Source organism: Inquilinus sp. (assembly GCF_057815775.1).
Genome location: NZ_JBYRFX010000203.1, coordinates 1 through 12,504, shown reverse-complemented (window position 1 = coordinate 12,504; position 12,504 = coordinate 1). Strand labels below are relative to the sequence as shown.

General features: G+C 69.2%; 15 protein-coding genes and 1 pseudogene. 5 read left to right on the top strand and 11 right to left on the bottom strand.

The annotated features are described in order from the left end of the window. A pseudogene (locus tag AC3XYG_RS07230) lies at positions 1-215 on the bottom strand (ABC transporter substrate-binding protein); the annotation flags it as partial. Positions 216-391: 176 nt separating this feature from the next. Here AC3XYG_RS07230 and AC3XYG_RS07225 point away from each other — a divergent pair. Together AC3XYG_RS07225 and AC3XYG_RS07220 are read left to right on the top strand one after the other, a co-directional pair. Further along, on the top strand, positions 392-928 hold the full coding sequence (locus AC3XYG_RS07225; RefSeq protein ID WP_489139132.1) for a hypothetical protein: 537 nt from the start codon (positions 392-394) through the stop codon (positions 926-928). Further along, positions 925-1,428: a GNAT family N-acetyltransferase gene (locus AC3XYG_RS07220; RefSeq protein WP_489139131.1), complete on the top strand. Its 504-nt coding sequence runs from the start codon at positions 925-927 to the stop codon at positions 1,426-1,428. Before AC3XYG_RS07225 ends, AC3XYG_RS07220 begins: the two co-directional genes overlap by 4 nt. Here AC3XYG_RS07220 and AC3XYG_RS07215 read toward each other — a convergent pair. The 4 genes from AC3XYG_RS07215 to AC3XYG_RS07200 form a co-directional block, all read right to left on the bottom strand. Beyond that, positions 1,425-2,342 carry a nucleoside hydrolase gene (locus tag AC3XYG_RS07215; RefSeq protein WP_489139130.1) on the bottom strand — a complete coding sequence of 306 codons (918 nt, stop codon included), beginning with the start codon at positions 2,340-2,342 and terminating at the stop codon, positions 1,425-1,427. The two genes, AC3XYG_RS07220 and AC3XYG_RS07215, sit on opposite strands and share 4 nt — an antisense overlap. Positions 2,343-2,404: 62 nt before the next feature. Beyond that, positions 2,405-3,376 (bottom strand): ABC transporter substrate-binding protein, encoded by a 972-nt coding sequence (locus AC3XYG_RS07210; protein WP_489139129.1) that lies wholly within the window; start codon positions 3,374-3,376, stop codon positions 2,405-2,407. Positions 3,377-3,416: 40 nt separating this feature from the next. Next, positions 3,417-4,229 (bottom strand): ABC transporter permease, encoded by an 813-nt coding sequence (locus AC3XYG_RS07205; protein WP_489139128.1) that lies wholly within the window; start codon positions 4,227-4,229, stop codon positions 3,417-3,419. 21 nt (positions 4,230-4,250) lie between these two features. Continuing rightward, entirely contained in the window at positions 4,251-5,042 is a 792-nt protein-coding gene (locus tag AC3XYG_RS07200) for an ABC transporter ATP-binding protein (protein WP_489139127.1), read from the bottom strand. A gap of 200 nt (positions 5,043-5,242) precedes the next feature. Here AC3XYG_RS07200 and AC3XYG_RS07195 point away from each other — a divergent pair, with 200 nt between their 5' ends. After that, on the top strand, positions 5,243-6,238 hold the full coding sequence (locus tag AC3XYG_RS07195) for a LacI family DNA-binding transcriptional regulator (protein WP_489139126.1): 996 nt from the start codon (positions 5,243-5,245) through the stop codon (positions 6,236-6,238). A 6-nt stretch (positions 6,239-6,244) separates the two neighbouring features. Here AC3XYG_RS07195 and AC3XYG_RS07190 read toward each other — a convergent pair whose 3' ends face one another. The 4 genes from AC3XYG_RS07190 to cobA are packed head-to-tail and all read right to left on the bottom strand — an operon-like array spanning position 6,245 to position 9,469. Next, positions 6,245-7,069 (bottom strand): aminotransferase class I/II-fold pyridoxal phosphate-dependent enzyme, encoded by an 825-nt coding sequence (locus AC3XYG_RS07190; protein ID WP_489139133.1) that lies wholly within the window; start codon positions 7,067-7,069, stop codon positions 6,245-6,247. Positions 7,070-7,073: 4 nt separating this feature from the next. Beyond that, on the bottom strand, positions 7,074-7,232 hold the full coding sequence (locus AC3XYG_RS07185; protein WP_489139134.1) for a hypothetical protein: 159 nt from the start codon (positions 7,230-7,232) through the stop codon (positions 7,074-7,076). Continuing rightward, positions 7,229-8,626 (bottom strand): cobyrinic acid a,c-diamide synthase CobB, encoded by a 1,398-nt coding sequence (locus tag AC3XYG_RS07180; protein ID WP_489139125.1) that lies wholly within the window; start codon positions 8,624-8,626, stop codon positions 7,229-7,231. Before AC3XYG_RS07180 ends, AC3XYG_RS07185 begins: the two co-directional genes overlap by 4 nt. Positions 8,627-8,629: 3 nt before the next feature. Then, the gene (gene cobA, locus AC3XYG_RS07175; protein ID WP_489139124.1) at positions 8,630-9,469 is read right to left on the bottom strand and encodes a uroporphyrinogen-III C-methyltransferase; all 840 of its coding nucleotides are present in this window, start codon (positions 9,467-9,469) and stop codon (positions 8,630-8,632) included. A gap of 71 nt (positions 9,470-9,540) precedes the next feature. On the opposite strand from cobA, the gene AC3XYG_RS07170 reads away from it, so the two are divergent. After that, positions 9,541-10,647 carry a cobalt-precorrin-5B (C(1))-methyltransferase gene (locus AC3XYG_RS07170; protein WP_489139123.1) on the top strand — a complete coding sequence of 369 codons (1,107 nt, stop codon included), beginning with the start codon at positions 9,541-9,543 and terminating at the stop codon, positions 10,645-10,647. After that, a complete protein-coding gene (locus tag AC3XYG_RS07165; protein ID WP_489139122.1) occupies positions 10,637-11,392 on the top strand; it encodes a cobalt-precorrin-6A reductase in 756 nt (251 codons plus the stop codon). The genes AC3XYG_RS07170 and AC3XYG_RS07165 overlap by 11 nt, the downstream gene beginning before the upstream one ends. Here AC3XYG_RS07165 and AC3XYG_RS07160 read toward each other — a convergent pair. Beyond that, positions 11,376-11,954: a HupE/UreJ family protein gene (locus AC3XYG_RS07160; RefSeq protein WP_489139121.1), complete on the bottom strand. Its 579-nt coding sequence runs from the start codon at positions 11,952-11,954 to the stop codon at positions 11,376-11,378. The genes AC3XYG_RS07165 and AC3XYG_RS07160 overlap by 17 nt on opposite strands. 17 nt (positions 11,955-11,971) lie before the next feature. Continuing rightward, on the bottom strand, positions 11,972-12,504 hold a 533-nt coding region (locus tag AC3XYG_RS07155; protein ID WP_489139120.1), incomplete at its 5' end, for a cobalt-precorrin-4/precorrin-4 C(11)-methyltransferase.

The window sequence follows — 12,504 nt, the reverse complement described above, 5'->3', positions numbered from 1 at the left end:
ACCACCACCTCGGTCGGAATGCCACCGAGCTGGCCGCCCAGCTCCTTGACCCCGAGCAGGAAGCCGTCGCGCATGTGCTGGCCCAGCGCCGCCGGCGGGCCGGACAGCGTGGCCATGAAGCCGATCTTGAGCTTGCCGTCTGCCGCCTGGGCCCCGAGCGGCAAAGCCACTGCCAACAGGACAGCCGCCAGCAGGGCCGGAACGCGTCTCGCCATGAATGCTCTCCCCCGTGTCTCGTCGCGCCGGCGGTGGCCGCCGGTCGCGACGCCAGTCTTTCATGCGCCCCCGTTCGGCGGAAGCGATTGAGCTCATCTAATCATGAAATACTTTAAGGTTAAAACAGATTTGGCGCGGGGGTTGCCCTGGCGACCAGCCCAGCTATGGTCGAGCGATGGCAACGCGAAAGAAATCCCGCAAGCCGTCCGTGATGCTGATGGTCGGCGGCATGTTCACACTGGGCGTGATCGCGCTGACGCTGCTGGCACGGCACCTCTGGCTGACCGAACCGCGGCCGTCGACCGGGCTGATCGCGGTGCTGGCCTTCGACTGGGCGGTGGCGGCGATGGTGGTGTCGATGATCCTGGTCTCGATCACCTCCGGCCGCGGACGCCGTACCGCCCGGGCCCGCCGGGACCGGGTGACGGTCGAGCTGCAGGACGGGTCGTCGCGCCGGACGACGCGGCTGACCGGCCCGGGGGTCGAGATGTCAGGCTCGGCCGACATCAGGATCGGCAGCCGCCTGCCCGCCCTGTTCCTGTACGCGGCCTCGGCCGGGCTCGCCGCCTTCGTCATCTGGTTCAGGATCGACGGCCAGTCCACCTGGATCGGCACCGGCTTTTCCCTGGTGCTGGCCTTCTATGTCGGCAATTGGGCCCGCAACGCCTGGCCGCGCCCCGACCCCATCAATCCAAAGGAACCGACGGCATGACCGACCCCGGCTTCACCCTGCGTGCCCTGCGCCCCGTGGAGGACTGGGCCGACATCGTCGAGATAGAGGCCCAGCCGCGCTTCCGCTGGGGCACGCTGCAGACCCCGTTCGGGTCGCCCGACGCGATCCGCAAGCAGCTCGAGGCGATCCCGCCGGAAGAGGTGCAGATCGTCGCCGTGGTCGAGGGCCGGGTGGTCGGCCGGGCCCAGCTGCGGCCGGGCAAGGGCCGGCGGGCCCATGCCGGCTATGTCATCCTCGGGGTGCATGACGATTTCGGCGGCCGCGGCATCGGGTCCGCCCTGATGGCGGCGCTGATCGACGTCGCCGACAACTGGCTGAACCTGAAGCGGCTGGAGCTCGGGGTCTGGACCGACAACGAGCCGGCGCTCGCGATCTACCGGAAGTTCGGCTTCGAGATCGAAGGCCACGAACGGGCCTATGCCTTCCGCGACGGCGAATATGTCGACGGCAACACCATGGCCCGGCTCAGGGGTCTCTAGGCCAGCAGCCTTTCGCTCAGCAGCCGGAACAGCCTGTCGTCATCGACCGTGGTGATGACCTGGCATGTCGGGTCGGAGCCGACGCGATGGCGGTCGGAAATGGCCGCGACGGTGCGCCCCCGGTTGAACAGGGATTCGCACTCGACATCCACCTTGGCGGCCACCCCCGCGAACAGCGACGAGTCCAGCAGATAGGCGATCACGCAGGGGTCGTGCAGGCAGGGATCGCCACGGCCATAGCTGGCCATCATCGCCGCGGCCTGGGTGCCGATCTCGGTGCCGCCGGCGCGCAGCGCGTCGATCCGGTCGGCCGTCATCACCGCCTTGCTGGTGACGTCCAGCCCGATCATCACCATCGGCACGCCGGCATTGACCATGATCTGCGCGGCATGCGGGTCGAACCAGATGTTGAATTCGGCGGCCGGCGTGGTGTTGCCCGGGCAGAAGGCAGCGCCGCCCATGAACACGATCCGTTTGATCTTGCGGGCGATGCCGGGCTCCTTCAGCAGGGCCAGCGCGATGTTGGTCATCGGCCCGATCGGGCACAGCGTGATCTCGCCCGGGAATTGATTGACCGTCCGGATAATGAAATCGACCGCATGCTCCGGCATGGTCGCGTGCGCGGCTTCGGCCAGGCCGATGTCGCCGAGCCCGTCCCCGCCATGCACGGACGCATGCGGACGAGCTGCCGGAAACATGGCGCGCTCGCAGCCGGCATAGACCGGAATGTCGGTGCGGCCTGCCAGCTGGCAGATCCTCAGCGCGTTGCGCGTCGTAAAGTCGAGCGAAACATTGCCGGCGACCGTCGTGATCCCCACCACCTCGATTTCATCTGGCGATGCGAAGGCCAGCAAAATCGCAACCGCGTCATCCACACCGGGATCGCAGTCGATGATGATCCGTTCTTTGGGCATGAGTCCTCCCAGATTGGATGGCCAGTGCCATCCAATCGGTTTCGGGTATCGGAAACGGGTGGTTAGTTAAGAAGCTCGTTGGTGTAGTATTTCGATCCCGGCAGGACCTCTTTGATCTGGTCACTGTCCTTCAGGGCCTGGGCGATCGGCAGCCAATGCTGGTCGTCCTGCATCATGTAGCCGTTCTGGCCCTTCATCAGCGCGGCGGTGAGCTTCCAGCCGCCGATGTTGTAGGCCAGTGAGCCGCCTTCCGGATACGCCTTGGTGAAGATCTCCGCCGCCTCCTCCGGATGGTCGGCGGCCCATTCGGTCGCCTTGATGGTGGCCCGCATCCACTTCCTGGCGATGTCGCCATGGCTGGCGAGATAGTCGGTGGACGCGGTGTAGGTCCAGACCGGCACATCGGGCACGCCGGCGGCCGGGCCGACCAGGCTGGTCGGGTCCTGCTTCAGGGTCTCCTGCACCTGCGGCACCAGGTAGTTCTCGGTGTTGGTGGCGATGTCGATCTTGCCGGCGAGCAGCAGGTTGGTGTCGGAATCCTGGGCGATGATCAGCTTGACGTCGTCCTCGGTCAGCTTGGCGGCCTTGAGCACGAACGGCATCATCGCCCGGGTCCAGGAGTCGGTGTAGATGGCGATCGACTTGCCCTTGAGGTTGTCGAGCGACAGCTTCTCGCCCGGGCGGCCGAACAGGCCCCAGTTGTTGCTCTGGGTGTAGAGGCCGATCGAGGTGATCGGAATGCCCTGGGCCGCACCGAACACCACATCGGTGGTGGCCTCGAAGCCAATCTCGGCCTGGCCGACGGCCAGCAGCCGCGCCGTGGTCTGGGAATCCGGCGGGAACACCACCTCGACCTTGATGCCCTCGGCCTCGTAGAAGCCCTTCTGCTGGCCGATGACGGTCGGGATCAGCTCGAAATCGGCGCTCGGCCAGTCATAGACGAAGCGCACGGTGGTGAGATCGGCCGCCGCGGCCGGGGTCATGGCCGCCGCGAGGACGAGAAGGCCGGCCGTCGCGGCCATGGTTCTGTGCATTGAAGTCTCCCTGTTGATTGTTGTCCGGACGTTTTTGAAATCACGCGGCCGATGAGGCCTTCCACTGCGCCCATCCCGGCGCGGTGGAGCGGGACCGCCAGGGCGTCATCAGGATCTCGAGCCCGAACACGAGCAGGAACGACCCGACGCCGATCACCGTCAGCAGCAGCATGGCGGCGTAGACCCCGGCGGTGTTCATCTGGGCGTTGTCGGTCAGCAGATAGGTGCCCAGGCCCTGCTTGGAGGACGCGGTCCATTCGCCGATCACCGCGCCGGTCACCGCATAGGTCGCGCCGATCTTCAGGCCGGAGAACAGCGGCCCGATGCAGGCCGGCAGCTTGACGATGGCAAAGGTCCGCAGGCCGCCCCCGCCCATCAGCCGCGCCAGGTTCAACATGTCGCGATCGACCGACGCCAGCCCGTCGAGCACGTTGACCACGACCGGAAAGAACACGATCCAGGCGACGATGATCAGCTTGGGCGTCAGGCCGAAGCCGAAGACGATGACCAGCGGCGCGGCGATGGCGACGATCGGCACCGCCTGCGAGATGATCAGCGCCGGCATGACCAGCCGCTGCACCACGCGGATCTGCCCCATCGCCAGCGCCAGCAGGAAGCCGATCAAGGCGCCGAGCACATAGCCGATGCCGGTTTCGTAGAGGGTCTGGCCACTCAGCCGCTGCAGCTGGGGCCAGTTCTCGAACAGCGTGGCGAACGCCTGGGCCGGCGGCGGGATGACATAGGCCGGCAGCCCGGTGATCCAGACCATGAGCTGCCAGCCGATCAGGATCAGCACCAGCGCGGCGGCCCAGATCATGAACGGCCCGGCAGCCGCTCCCAACCGTGTCTTCATTCCGGCGGTCTCCTGGCGCTGTCAGTGGTAGAGGTGCGTCATGATCTGGCGCTTGAGGCCGACGAAAATGTCGGTCGTCAGCACCTCAAGCGGCCGGGGCCGGGGCAGGTCGACGGTCAGGATGTCGGCGATGCGGCCCGGCCGCGGCGTCATCACCACGATCCGGTCGGCCAGGAAGATCGCCTCGTCCACGTCATGGGTGACGAACAGGATGGTGCGGCCCAGGTCGCGCCACAGCTGCAGCAGCCATTGCTGCATGCCGAGACGGGTCTGCGCATCGAGCGCGCCGAACGGCTCGTCCAGCAGCATGACCTCCCGGCCGGCGGCGATCGTGCGCATCATGGCGACGCGCTGGCGCATGCCGCCGGACAGGGCGTGCGGATAATGGTTGAGGAAGTCGCCGAGGCCGTAGCGGGTCGACAGTTCGGCCGCCTCGCTCTTGTCCCGGGCCGTGGCGCCGCGTGTCAGCGAGGCCGCCAGGGTGATGTTGCCCAGCACCGTCCGCCAGGGCAGCATCAGATCCTTCTGCAACATGTAGCCGACCTGGCCGGGCCGGTTGCTGACATCCTGGCCGGCGAGCACGATCCGCCCGGACGACGCACGCAGCAGCCCCGACACCACGTTGAACAGCGTGCTCTTGCCACAACCCGACGCGCCGAGGATGCAGACGAACTCGCCCTCGGCGATCTCGAGATTGACGTCGCTCAACGCGACCACCGACCCGAAACGGACGTTGAGATTTTCGATCGACAGCTTGATCGGGGATGACGGTTTCGGCTCGGCCGCTCGCCCTGCAACACGCGGTTCTTGCATCCGGAAAATCCCTTTTGATGCAGACGCTCCCGGTCCGCCCTCATTCAGGGGCAGAGTGGTGAAATGCCTTTAGGTAAACGTTTACCTACGGTGTAACTTCGGAGCTGTCAACACCGTCGTGCGGGCCATCGTCACGCACCTGTTCCTCGCAAATGGGATGTATGATAACGCCTGCCCCAGGCGTTCAGTGGCGAGGGTGCGTGGCTACCACAATCAAGGACATCGCCCGGCAGGCCGGCGTCTCGGCGGCAACGGTCTCCAAGGTCCTCAATCGCAAAGATGCGTCGATCGGCGAGAAGACCCGCCAGAAGATCTGGGATCTGGCCGAGGAGCTCAACTACACGCCGAACTCGATTGCCCGATCGCTGATCAACCGCAGCTCGCGCGTGATCGGCATCATCGTGCCCGACATCCTCAATCTCTATTTCACCGAGCTGGTCCGCGCCTGCGACGACGCCGCGCGAGCGCGCGGCTATTCAACCATCCTGTGCAATTCCGACAGCGACCCGGAGAAAGAAGCGTCGCACCTGACCTTCCTGGCCAGCCACGGTGTCGACGGCATCATCCTGGCCGCCAGCGACATCATCCCGGATGCCCCGCTTCTGGAAAGGCTGCAGATCCCCTTCGTGTCGATGGACCGGGAGGTCGCCGCCCTGGACTGCCTCGCCGGCCGCATCGACACGGATTACGAGACCGGCGCCTTCCTGGCGACGAGCCACCTGATCCGCAGCGGACACACGCGGATCGCCTTCATCAGCGGGCCGGCCGCGAACCTCAACACCCGCACCCGGCGCGCGGGATATGAGCGGGCGCATCGCGAGGCCGGGCTCGCGGTCGATCCGGATTTGGTCGAATGCGGCCGATTCAATCACCGCTTCGGGTTGCTGGGCACGCGCACGCTGCTCGACCGCACCCAATTCTCCGCCATCTGCTGCATGAGCGACATGCTGGCGATGGGCGCCACGGTCGCGCTGCGCGAACGGGGCCTGAGCGTTCCCGAGGGCTGCGCGGTGATGGGCTTCGACAACATCTACCTCGCGCCGCTGCTGGTCCGGCCGCTCTCGACCATCGAGCGGCGCATCTCGGAGTCGGGCGAGATGGCGATCGGCGCGCTGATCGATTTCCTGACCGATCCCGCCCGCCCCCGCCGGATGGTCATGATCGAACCAACGCTGATGGTGCGCGAGACGGCGTAGGATTTCCTAGGCCAGCGCCTCGGCGAGCCTGATGAAGCCGGCCTCATCGCCGGTCAGGCCGAAGCGCAGCAGGGTCGGCCGGTCCGGAAAGGGCCGCACCAGGATACCGGCCCGGCCGAGGCGATCCCACACCCCTGTAGCATCGGGGTGTTCGACCAGCCGGAACAAGTCGGTGCCGCCGCGATCCTGCAGGCCATGGGCTTGGAGTATCGTCGCAAGCTGTGCGGCGTCGGCCGACAGCCGCGCCCTCGTCTCGCCTTGCCAGGCCCGGTCCGACAGGGCGGCGATGCCGATCTCGATCGCCGGGCCCGGCACGGCCCAGGGACCGAGCAGGTCGGCCAGCCGGTCGATCTCCGCCACGGCGCCCAGGGCGAAGCCGAGGCGCACGCCGGCCAGGCCGAAAAATTTACCGAACGATCGGAGAATCAACAGGCCCGGCCGCCCGGCCGCTGCCGCGACACTGGCCTGGGGCGCCACCTCGGCAAAGGCCTCGTCGACCACCAGCAAGCCGCCGCGCGCCGCCAGATGGTCTGCGAGAGCGAGCAATCGATCGGGCGCGACAATGCGGCCATCGGGGTTGTTCGGGTTGACCAGGACGACGACATCCGCCGCAGCGGCCGCATCCAGCGTCTCGACCGCCGTCACCTCAGCCCCTTCCGCCATCCAGCAGGCCGCGTGTTCGCCATAGGTCGGGCCCAGAATGGCGACCCGCGCGCCGGGCCGCAGCCGCGGCAGCAGTTGGATCAGGATCTGGGTTCCCGGCGCGGCGACGATGGGAGCGGTGGCCGAGGCGCCATAGGCATCCCGCGCCGCCACCCGCAATTGCCGCAGCCGGTCATGCTGCGGCAGCCGGTGCCAGGCGGCGGGGTCGATCGCCGGGATCGGGATAGGGCTCCGGGTTGATGCCGGTGGACAGGTCGAGCCAGCCCCGGGCCGGGATGCCCCAGCGCGCTTCGGCCGCGGCAAGGTCGCCGCCATGCGGAACCATGCTCATGCCAGATCGATCAGATGGAAGAAGGAGCCGAAGACGGAGCCGGCGCGCCGGCCGAGAGAGCCCAGCGGCGCATCCTCGGCGTCCCAGGCTTCGAACAGCTTCTCGCCCGGCCCTTCGGCGCGGATCGAGGCGTAGTGGAACTCATGCCCGCGCCACGCCGTGCCGGCAGGCCCCAGCGGCGTCGTGGCGGCCAGCACCGCCCGGCGATAGCCCAGATGCAGCCGCCGCTCGGCGAAGGAGGTCTCGACCGGCAGCAGCCCGGCCATGGCGTGGCGCCGCCCGTCCGCATCGGTCAGGCCGGTGCCGAGCACCATGTAGCCGCCGCACTCGCCATAGACCGCCCTGCCCTGCGCCGCTGCGGCGCGCAGCCCGTCCAGGAACCGGCGATTCCCGGCCAGCCGGCCGGCGTGCAACTCGGGATAGCCGCCCGGCAGGTAGACGGCATCGGCCGTCGGGTCCGGCGCCTCATCGGCCAGCGGCGAAAACGGCAGGATCTCCGCCCCCGCGTCACGCCAAGCCGCCAGCAGATGCGGATAGGTGAAGGCAAAGGCCGTGTCGGCCGCGACGGCGATGCGCTGGCCGAGGGGGGGAAGTGCGAAGGACTTTCCTTCCTTGTCATTGCCCGGCTCGACCGGGCAATCCAGGGGCCCCGAAGAACAGCTCCGGCCGCCCTGGATGCCACGGTCAAGCCGTGGCATGACAGAAAAGGGAGGCCGGGCCAGGGACTGCAAAGCGATCGCGTCGACATGCGCCCCGATCGCCGCCCCGGCGGCGGCCAGGAACGCCTCCAGCACCGCATGCTCGCCCGCCTGGACCAGACCGAGATGGCGCGAGGGCAGCGCCAGGGTCGGCAGCCGCGGTACAAGGCCCAGCACCGGCAGGTCGGCGTGATCCGCGGCGCGGCGCAGGATCGCCTCATGCCTGATGCTGCCGACCCGGTTGAAGATCACCCCGGCGACCCGGATGTCATCACGGAAGCCCTTGAATCCGGCCAGCACCGCCGCCGCCGAGAACCCCTGCCCGCCGGCATCCAGCACCAGCACCACCGGCCAGCCGAAGCGGGCGGCCAGGTCGGCGGCCGAGCCGTCACCGGACGCGCCGCGACCGGGGGCGCCGTCGAACAGCCCCATCGCCGCCTCGACGATCAGCAGATCCGCCCCTTCCGCCTGCCGCGCCGCCAGCGCATCCAGCGTCTGCGGCCGCATCGCCCAGCCATCGAGGTTGACGCAGGGCCGGCCGCTGGCTGCGGCGTGGAAGGCGGGGTCGATATAGTCCGGCCCGGATTTGGCAGAGGCCACCGCCACGCCGCGGTCGCGCAGATGACGCAGCAGCCCCAGCGTCACCACCGTCTTGCCGCTGCCGGAGGCCGGTGCCGCGATCATCAGGGCCGGCATGGCTCAGCCCACCTCGCCCTTCGCGCGGGTGCCGAGCGGGTCGGTGGTCAGGATCTTGCCGGCCAGGGCGCCGTGCCAGTCCAGCGCCTGGCGCAGCCGCACCACCTCGCCCACCACCACCACGGCGGGGGCCTGCAGCCCCTCGGCTTCGACATCCGCGGCCACCGTGGCCAGCGTCGATTCCAGCACCCGCTGCTCCGGCGTCGTCGCCCGGCTGATCACCGCCACCGGCTCGGTCGGCGCGCGGCCGCCTTCGACCAGATGCGCCGCGATCCGGCCGATATGCTTGATCGCCATGTAGACCACGATGACCGGTGAGCCGCGGGCGATCGCCGCCCAGTCGATGCCGCCGGTGACGTCGCCGGTGGCGTCATGGCCGGTCAGGAAGGTCACGGCGTGGTTGGTGTCGCGGTGGGTCACCGGGATGCCGGCATAGGCCGGGCCGCCGATGCCGGCGGTAATGCCAGGCACGATGCGGAACGGGATGCCGGCCTCGACCAGGGCCAGCCCCTCCTCCCCGCCGCGGCCGAACACGAAGGGGTCGCCGCCCTTCAGCCGCAGCACGCGCTTGCCGGCCTGGGCCAGCGCAATCAGCCGTGCCGTGATGTCGGGCTGCTTCGGCGACGGCTTGCCGCCGCGCTTGCCGGCAAATTCCAGAGTGGTGCCCGGCGGTGCGAGGGCGATGATCGCGTCGGAGACAAGCGCGTCATAGACCACGACATCGGCGGATTGCAGCGCGTGCAGCGCGTGCAGCGTCAGCAGGCCGGGATCGCCGGGCCCGGCACCGACCAGCCAGACCCAGCCGGGTTCGAAGACCGGGAAGGACAAGGGAAGATCAACCATCGCCATCACCTTAGATCGCACGTCCCGGCATCGCTATGCAGCGTGCGACGCATGCTGTATCGAAATCCATCATGGCCCGCAAACCTGCCCAGACACCCGAAGGGGGGCCGTTGCGGCGCGGCTGGACCACCGGGGCCTGTGCCACCGCCACGACCGCCGCCGCCTATACCGCCCTGCTGACCGGCCGGTTTCCGGACCCGGTGACCATCACCCTGCCGCGCGGGGAGACGCCGGCCTTTGCCCTGGCGCTGGAAGGGTTCGGTCCCGGCTGGGCCCGGGCCGGCATCATCAAGGATGCGGGCGACGACCCTGACGTGACCCATGGCGCCCTTGTGGTCGCCGAGGTTCGGCGCGGCGAGGCCGGTTCCGGCGTCCGTTTCCAGGCCGGCCCGGGGGTCGGCACCGTCACCCTGCCCGGCCTGCCGATCCCGCCCGGCGAGCCGGCGATCAACCCCGTGCCACGCCGGATGATGCAGGAGGTGGTGGCGCGCATCGCCGCCGCGCATGGTGACCCTGGTGACGTGGTGATTGAGATCTCGATCCCGGAGGGCGGCCGGCTGGCGCAGAAGACCTGGAACCCGCGGCTCGGCATCCTCGGCGGGCTGTCGGTGCTGGGCACCACCGGCATCGTCGTGCCCTTCTCCTGCGCCGCCTGGATCCATTCGATCCACCGGGGCATCGACGTCGCCCGGGCGCTCGGCCTGACCCATGTCGCCGGCTGCACCGGGTCGACGTCGGAGGCCGCGGTGGTGGCGCGGCACGGCCTGCCTGAGAACGCCCTGCTCGACATGGGCGATTTCGCCGGCGGGCTGCTGAAATATCTCAAGGCGCACCCGATCCCGCGCCTGACCATCGGTGGTGGCTTCGGCAAGCTGACCAAGCTGGCGCAGGGCTTCCTGGATCTGCATTCCGGCCGCAGCGAGGTCGATTTCGACTGGCTGGGCGACCGGCTGGCCGAAGCCGGCGCCACGACCGCCCTGGTCGCACAGGCACGCCGGGCGAACACGGCCAAGCAGGTGCTGGACCTCGCCGGCGCCGCCGGCATCCCGTTGGCCGAACTGGTGGCGCGGCGGGCGCAGGCCACGGCGCAGGCTGTGGTCGACGGCAGCGGCGTCGCGGTCGAGATCCTGGTGTTCGACCGCCAGGGCGGGCTGGTGGGGGCCGCGGATGGCTGGTAAGCGCCTGCTGATCCTGGGCGGCACCACCGAGGCCGCGGCGCTGGCACGGGCGCTCGCCGATGCGGGCGGCTGGGACGTCACCACCTCGCTGGCCGGCCGCACCCGGGCGCCGGTGGCGCTGCCCGGCGCGGTGCGGATCGGCGGCTTCGGCGGCAGCGACGGGCTGGCGGTGTATCTGCAGGCCGAACGCATCGACAGGGTGATCGACGCCACCCATCCCTTCGCCGCTGCTATGTCGGCCCATGTCGTCGTCGCCTGCGCTCGGCTCGGACTGCCCTTGCTGCGGATCGAACGCCCAGCCTGGATGCCAGGGCCCGGCGACCGCTGGATCGATGTGGCCGACACGGATGAAGCCGCGGATTGGCTGACTGCGGCACTGCCGGCCGGCGCCACCGTGCTGCTGACCCTGGGCCGGCAGGATGTGGCGCCGTTCCGGCGCTGCCTCGAACTGCACTTCGTGCTGCGCTCGATCGAAGCGCCGGCGCCGCAGGACCTGCCGGCGGAGTGCTTGTTGCTGACCGAGCGTGGCCCGTTCACGCTGGACGGCGAGCGCGCGCTGATCGCGCAGCACAACATCCGCGCCGTGGTCGCCAAGAACGCCGGCGGCGACGCCACCGCGGCGAAGCTGGCGGCGGCGCGCGAGGCGGCGATCCCGGTGGTCATGATCCGGCGCCCGGCGCTGCCGGCAGCATCTGCTGTGGCCGACATCGCCGGGGCGCTCGACTGGCTCAGCCGGCCGCGATGACCACGCCGGCCACGGCGATCGCAGCACCCAGCGCCCGCTCGACCGCGGTCAGGTTGATCCGCTTCAGGCCCAGCGCCACGCCGATGCCGATTCCGTGCAGGATCGCCGTCGCCGCCATGAAGCCGATGCCATAGGTCAGGGCCGAGGCATCCGGGTGCATCTCGGCGCCATGGGCATAGCCGTGGAACACGGCGAACACGCCGGTCACCGCCATGCCGATCCAGGCCACCGGCCGCACCGCCAGCGCGATCATCGCGCCGAACACCACGATCGACCCGGCGATGCCGATCTCCACCATCGGCAGGCCCAGCCCTTCGATGCCGGCGATGCCGCCCAGCGCCATCAGTGCCAGGAAGGCCAGCGGCGCCTGCCAGACATAGCGGCCGCCGACCTGGCCGGCCCAGATGCCGACCGCCACCATGGCCAGGATGTGATCGAGGCCGGACAGCGGGTGCTCGAACCCGGCGGTGAAGCCGGACATGTCATGGCCGGGATGGGCGTAGGCCGCCACCGGCAGCAGCGTGGCGAGGATGGTGAGTGCAGCGGTCTTGGCAAATCGCATCGGAAATCCCCCTTCGGTCAGGATACGGCAACGGTCTTCTTGGCGCGCTTGGGGCGCAGCACGTGGACATGCGCCGGGTCGTACAGGGCGCTGTCGGTGAATTCGGTGTCGCCCAGGACACGGCCGACCAGGATCAGCGCGGTGCGGGTGATCTTGGCCGTGCGCACCTTGGCGCCGATATCGGCCAGGGTGCCGCGGATGATCTGCTGGTCCGGCCAGGTGGCGCGGTAGATCACCACGACAGGGCAATCGGCGCCGTAGCGCGGCTCCAGCGCCCGGCGGATCGCCGGGATGTTGCGGATCGACAGGTGGATCGCCAGCGTCGCCCCGGACTGGCCGAGGGTTTCCAACTCCTCGCCCAGCGGCATGGCCGAGGCCTTCATCGTGGTCCGGGTCAGGATCACGGTCTGGCTGACATCGGGCAGGGTCAGCTCGGTGCCCAGCACCGCGGCGGCGGCGGCGAAGGCCGGCACGCCCGGGGTGATGGTGTAGGGAATGCCCAGTGCCTTCAGCCGGCGGATCTGCTCGGCGATCGCGCCATACAGCGACG

Bases quoted from the DNA above. Each gene is read 5' to 3' on its own strand.
- AC3XYG_RS07200 (WP_489139127.1), bottom strand. From the start codon at position 5,042: ATGCAAGAACCGCGTGTTGCAGGGCGAGCGGCCGAGCCGAAACCGTCA.
- AC3XYG_RS07215 (WP_489139130.1), bottom strand. From the start codon at position 2,342: ATGCCCAAAGAACGGATCATCATCGACTGCGATCCCGGTGTGGATGAC.
- AC3XYG_RS07185 (WP_489139134.1), bottom strand. From the start codon at position 7,232: ATGAGCATGGTTCCGCATGGCGGCGACCTTGCCGCGGCCGAAGCGCGC.
- AC3XYG_RS07160 (WP_489139121.1), bottom strand. From the start codon at position 11,954: ATGCGATTTGCCAAGACCGCTGCACTCACCATCCTCGCCACGCTGCTG.
- cobA (WP_489139124.1), bottom strand. From the start codon at position 9,469: ATGGTTGATCTTCCCTTGTCCTTCCCGGTCTTCGAACCCGGCTGGGTC.
- AC3XYG_RS07180 (WP_489139125.1), bottom strand. From the start codon at position 8,626: ATGCCGGCCCTGATGATCGCGGCACCGGCCTCCGGCAGCGGCAAGACG.
- AC3XYG_RS07220 (WP_489139131.1), top strand. From the start codon at position 925: ATGACCGACCCCGGCTTCACCCTGCGTGCCCTGCGCCCCGTGGAGGAC.
- AC3XYG_RS07170 (WP_489139123.1), top strand. From the start codon at position 9,541: ATGGCCCGCAAACCTGCCCAGACACCCGAAGGGGGGCCGTTGCGGCGC.
- AC3XYG_RS07205 (WP_489139128.1), bottom strand. From the start codon at position 4,229: ATGAAGACACGGTTGGGAGCGGCTGCCGGGCCGTTCATGATCTGGGCC.
- AC3XYG_RS07210 (WP_489139129.1), bottom strand. From the start codon at position 3,376: ATGCACAGAACCATGGCCGCGACGGCCGGCCTTCTCGTCCTCGCGGCG.
- AC3XYG_RS07165 (WP_489139122.1), top strand. From the start codon at position 10,637: ATGGCTGGTAAGCGCCTGCTGATCCTGGGCGGCACCACCGAGGCCGCG.
- AC3XYG_RS07225 (WP_489139132.1), top strand. From the start codon at position 392: ATGGCAACGCGAAAGAAATCCCGCAAGCCGTCCGTGATGCTGATGGTC.